This is a genomic window from uncultured Thiocystis sp. (assembly GCF_903866365.1).
GTDB lineage: Bacteria > Pseudomonadota > Gammaproteobacteria > Chromatiales > Chromatiaceae > Chromatium.
Genome location: NZ_CAIPNF010000001.1, coordinates 1 through 4,214, shown reverse-complemented (window position 1 = coordinate 4,214; position 4,214 = coordinate 1). Strand labels below are relative to the sequence as shown.

Below are 4,214 nucleotides of genomic sequence, written 5' to 3'. Positions count from 1 at the left end.
TCGGGTGGCAATTCCTTCAGAAACGCTTCAAACGCAAGATCGACGGGCTGAGGGGCGTGGAGCATGGCAGCAAAAAGCTAACACATCGCACCTCTCCACTGATTTTCAAGGGCTTGTCGGCTATGTTGGCGCTTATGGGTTCGAACCCCCGTGGGGACTCCAATCGGAACAAGGGCTTACGTGAAAACGTAGGCCCTTTTTTTTGTCTTCGAATTGTGTCCGGTGTATGACCTCCGTCTCACCCGACCCAACTTAAAGAGCCCGCCCGCGCCGCTTCCCGCAGATAGCCGGCGACCTGTGCTGGCTCCGGGTGATCGAGCCAGGGTACAACGCCCAAACAGGGCGCCTCGATCAGGTTGGCGAGGGTGGCGAGATTGGCATCAAGAACCAGCATCTCGGGATCGATCTGATTGCCGATCCAGCCGATCAGGCGGGTGTCGCTGGACTGGATGCTTTCGGCGGTCAGTAAGGCGTGATTGAGGCAGCCGAGTTTGAGCCCAACCACCAGGATGACGGGGAGTTCGAGCGCGGCCGGGAGATCGCTGAGCGAGAAGTCTGGCCCCAGGGGAACCCGCCAGCCGCCGACCCCTTCCACCACCACCAGATTCGCTTTGGCGTCCAGCGCGCCGTAGGCGCGGACAATCGCCGCCAGATCGATCGCGACGCCGGCCGCGGTGGCCGCCAGATGCGGCGCGATCGGCGGGGCGAAGGCGTAGGGGTTGATCCGTTCATAGGGTTCCCGGCTGCTGCCTTGTTCCTGCAAGGTCAGTGCGTCCTCGTTGCGCAGGCCGCTAGGCGTCAGTGCACAGCCAGACGCCACGGGTTTCATGCCCAAAACACGCAATCCGCGCGACTGGAGAGCCGCCATCAGCCCGACGCTGATCGCGGTCTTGCCGCAGCCGGTATCGGTGCCGGTGACGAAGACGCCGCTCATGTCCGCCCGCCCGAGCGTCCCCGTCCGCCGATGGCGCTGAGCGGGATGGCGATGCCGCCGGCACAGGGTTTCTGCTCCGGCGCCCAGGCGTGACCATAGACCGCTTCATAACTGGCGGGCAGGCGTCCGGCGTCACGGTGACGCTCGTAGGCCCGTTCGACCGCCGCGAGTCGCGCGCGTCCGGTGAGCGCGCGTGGGCGTTCATGGGTGGCGTTGTGGGCGCCGAGGAGCTTGAGATCGCGCATCAGGTCGCGCGTGTGCGCGTAGGTCAGGGTCAGGCGCTCGACATCCATGACCGGATCGGCGAAGCGTGCCCGGACCAGCGCATCGCCGATGTCGTGCATGTCCAGAAAGGGGCTGACATGAGTGTCGCCGTCCACCTCGCTCCACGCCTGGCGCAGTTCCTTGAGCGTGTCCGGACCGAAGGTGGTGAACAGGAAGAGCCCGCCCGGACGCAGCACCCGCAGACATTCGCCAAAGGCCCGCTCCAGGTCGCACCACTGCAGCGTGGCGTTCGAGACGATCAGATCCACCGCGCCATCGGCCAGCGGCAGCGACTCGGCATCGGCGCAGACGCACCACGGGCGGCGCAGCCAGCCGCCACGTTTGCGTGCCTGGAGCAGCATCCCGTGCGCGAAATCCAGCGCGATCACCCGCGCCCGGCGGTAACGACGGTGGAGCGCGTCAATCGCATGGCCGGTGCCCGCGCCTAGATCCAGAATGCGCTGGGGTTCGAGCCGGACATAGTCGAGCCGTTCCACCAGGCGATCGGCGAGCTCGCGCTGAAGCACGGCGACCCTGTCGTAGTGCGTCGCCGCGCGCTCGAAGCTGCGGCGCGCGCGTCCTTTGTCGATCATGTTACCGGCTCGGCGAGAAAGGACCGGATGGCCCGCGCGGTCTCGACCGGGTGCGACAGATGCGGCGCGTGGGCGGCGCCGGCGATGACCTGAGTCCGCGCGTCTGGCATCAGGATCTCGATGCGTTCGGCGACCTTGGCCGGGACCAGTGCGTCATGATCGCCGAACAGCCAGAGCGCGGGACAGCGAAGGTCCGGGAGCCGTCCGCGCAGGTCTTCGTCGCGCAGCAGGTCCAGGCCCAGCGACAGGGCGGCGGGGTTGGGGGCCGGTTGGCCGGCGAGTATCTCGCGCAGGGTACGCAGAACTTCGCGGGCGGAGTCGCTGCCGCGCACCTGGAGCGCGAGGAAACGCGCGAGCGTGGCGGCGGGATCGGCGGCCAGTTCCTGATGGAACTGATCGAGCGTCGTCTCCGGCATCGCCGGCGTCCAGTCCGCCGCGCGCACGAAACGGGGCGTGGCGGTCAGCAGGACGAGCCCCGTGACCCGCTTGGGCGCGCGTAGCGCGGCGGCGAGCGCGACCAATCCACCGAGCGACCAGCCGAGCCAGACCGCCTGTTCCGGTGCCACGTCCAGGCAGGCGTCGGCCCAGGTCCAGAGGCTGTCGAGCGCGGGCGGGAAGGGGCTGTGACCGTGTCCGGGGAGATCGATCCGGTGCTGGTTCAGTCCGTTCCAGGTGTCCGCCGGGCAGGCATCCCAGACGGCGGCGTTCATGCCCCAGCCATGCAGCATGACGAGGTCTTGGTGAGCGTTGGGGAGATGGATTGGCATGGGGTGTTTTCAGTGGTCAGTTGGCAGTTCGGCCAAGGCATCCAGAAGCCGGTCGACATCGGTGTCGGCATGGGCGGTGGAGAAGGTGATGCGCAGTCGGGCGGCGCCCTCGGGGACCGTCGGCGGGCGGATGGCGCCGACCAGGATTCCGGCCGCTTCCAGCGCCTGGCTCCAGCCGATGGCGCGCTCGGCACTGCCGGCGAGCAGAGGCTGAATCGGCGTGAACGAATCGGTGAGTGGCAGACCGAGCTGGCCGGCTCCCTGTCTGAATCTGGCGATCAGCAGCCGGAGCCGCGCGCGGCGCCAGTCCTCGCGTTCGGCCAGCCGCAGGCTCGCGCGGGTGGCTTCGGCGAGCGCCGGCGGGGTGGCGGTGGTGTAGATGTAGCTGCGCGCGCGCTGGATCAGCGTCTCGATCAAATCCTCCGACCCGGCGACGAAGGCGCCGAAGGTGCCGAAGGCTTTGCCCAGGGTGCCCATCAGAATGATCGTCTCGCTCGGGACCAGACCGCAGTGATCCAGCGAGCCGCGACCGCCGTGTCCGAGCACGCCGAGTCCATGGGCATCGTCGACCAGCAGCCAGGCGCCGGCTTGATGGGCGATCCGCGCGAGCGCGGGCAGCGGGGCCAGATCGCCATCCATGCTGAACACGCCGTCGGTGGCGATCATCCGCGTCGGGCCGCCCTTGAGCAGACGGTCGAGTTCGGCGCTGTCCGCATGCGGATAGCGGCGCAGGGTGGCGCGCGAGAGTTGCGCGCCGTCGAGCAGCGAGGCGTGGTTGAGCCGGTCCTCGAAGACCCGGTCGCCGCGTCCGGCCAGCGCCGCGATGACCCCGAGATTGGCCATGTAGCCGGTCGAGAAGAGGAGCGCGCGCGGGTAGCCGGCGAACTCGGCCAACGCCTCTTCCAGTGCGTGATGGGCGGCACTGTGACCATTCACCAGATGGGCCGCGCCGCTGCCCACGCCCCAGCGTTCGGCGCCCCGTTGCAGAGCGGCGATGACCTCGGGGTGATTGGCGAGCCCCAGATAGTCGTTGCTGCAGAAGCTCAGCAGGGGCCGGCCATCGACGATGGCGCGCGGCTGCTGCGGGGCATCCTGGACGCGCCGGCGGCGGTAGAGGTGCGCGGCCTTCAGGTCATCGAGTTGGGCGCGGAGGCCGGCTGCATGAGTGTTGACTGGTCCATCATTCAACGCTTGAGTTCCCGATAAAAATTTCGTGGGTGTGTCCAGTCGTTTTGTGACAGCCGCCCGGTTCGGTGCGTTCCGCCTCGATCTCCTCAAAGTTGAGCCCCAGGCGCGCGAAGAGCGCGCGATCGCGGTCGGCTTCGGCATTGGATGCGGTGAGCAGGCGCTCGCCATAAAAGATGGAGTTGGCGCCCGCGAGAAAACACAGCGCCTGTAACTCGTCGCTCATCTCGTTGCGACCGGCGGAGAGACGCACATGGGAGGCCGGCATCAGGAGGCGAGTGGCGGCGACCACGCGCACGAACTCGAAGGGATCGAGCGCGGCCTGACCGAAGAGCGGGGTGCCTTCGACCTGGACCAGCAGGTTGATCGGTACCGACTCCGGGTGGGCGGGTAGGTTGGTGAGCTGGCGGAGCATGGAGGCGCGGTCGCGGCGCGATTCGCCCATGCCGAGGATGCCGCCGCTACAGGTCT

At 67.8% G+C, this 4,214-nt stretch carries 5 protein-coding genes and 1 pseudogene; 1 reads left to right on the top strand and 5 read right to left on the bottom strand.

Annotation, left to right across the window (positions count from 1 at the left end; translation table 11 throughout):
- A partial coding sequence (locus tag QZY07_RS00030; protein ID WP_295398763.1) for a hypothetical protein occupies positions 1-230 on the top strand: 230 nt, incomplete at its 5' end.
- 8 nt (positions 231-238) lie between these two features.
- Here QZY07_RS00030 and bioD read toward each other — a convergent pair.
- From bioD to QZY07_RS00005, 5 genes and pseudogenes are all read right to left on the bottom strand, one after another.
- Positions 239-934 (bottom strand): dethiobiotin synthase, encoded by a 696-nt coding sequence (gene bioD, locus QZY07_RS00025; RefSeq protein WP_295398762.1) that lies wholly within the window; start codon positions 932-934, stop codon positions 239-241.
- Positions 931-1,791, bottom strand: coding sequence for a malonyl-ACP O-methyltransferase BioC (gene bioC / locus QZY07_RS00020; RefSeq protein ID WP_295398761.1), 861 nt, complete (start codon positions 1,789-1,791; stop codon positions 931-933). Before bioC ends, bioD begins: the two co-directional genes overlap by 4 nt.
- Positions 1,788-2,558: a pimeloyl-ACP methyl ester esterase BioH gene (gene bioH, locus QZY07_RS00015; protein ID WP_295398760.1), complete on the bottom strand. Its 771-nt coding sequence runs from the start codon at positions 2,556-2,558 to the stop codon at positions 1,788-1,790. The genes bioC and bioH overlap by 4 nt, the downstream gene beginning before the upstream one ends.
- A gap of 9 nt (positions 2,559-2,567) precedes the next feature.
- On the bottom strand, positions 2,568-3,746 hold the full coding sequence (gene bioF, locus QZY07_RS00010) for an 8-amino-7-oxononanoate synthase (RefSeq protein ID WP_295398759.1): 1,179 nt from the start codon (positions 3,744-3,746) through the stop codon (positions 2,568-2,570).
- Positions 3,739-4,214: pseudogene (locus QZY07_RS00005) on the bottom strand (biotin synthase); the annotation flags it as partial. The gene bioF and the pseudogene QZY07_RS00005, both read right to left, overlap by 8 nt.

Excerpts from the sequence above, each read along its gene's own strand:
- bioD (WP_295398762.1), bottom strand. The coding sequence starts at position 934 with ATGAGCGGCGTCTTCGTCACCGGCACCGATACCGGCTGCGGCAAGACC.
- bioC (WP_295398761.1), bottom strand. The coding sequence starts at position 1,791 with ATGATCGACAAAGGACGCGCGCGCCGCAGCTTCGAGCGCGCGGCGACG.
- bioH (WP_295398760.1), bottom strand. The coding sequence starts at position 2,558 with ATGCCAATCCATCTCCCCAACGCTCACCAAGACCTCGTCATGCTGCAT.